Source organism: Clostridium sp. ZBS15 (assembly GCF_023845705.1).
Lineage (GTDB): Bacteria > Bacillota > Clostridia > Clostridiales > Clostridiaceae > Clostridium > Clostridium aquiflavi.
In genome coordinates this window covers 1-260 of record NZ_JAMQHY010000231.1, presented here as the reverse complement: position 1 = coordinate 260, position 260 = coordinate 1, and the positions used below count along the sequence as shown (strand labels likewise).

Here is a 260-nt window from a genome sequence, read left to right as displayed (position 1 = left end):
AATAAGGATAATAATGTGTCAAGGGAATCACTCAATAAAATAGAAGATGATGCGAGTAATTCAGAAGATGTAGTTACTGAAGATAAAAAAGAAAGTGAGCCAAAAACACCAGATGTAACTACTAATGAACAAGATAAAAAAGTTCTGTTAGATGTAAATAAATTAAATGAACATTTTGAAAATGGAGATGTTGATAACATTTATTATGATTTACAAAATGTGAATGAATTTGATGTTTCAGATGAGTATAAAGGATTATA

General features: G+C 26.5%; 1 pseudogene. It reads left to right on the top strand.

Annotated features, from left to right (window positions below):
* Window positions 1–15: 15 nt before the first annotated feature.
* Window positions 16–260: pseudogene (locus NG904_RS17150) on the top strand (tetratricopeptide repeat protein); the annotation flags it as partial.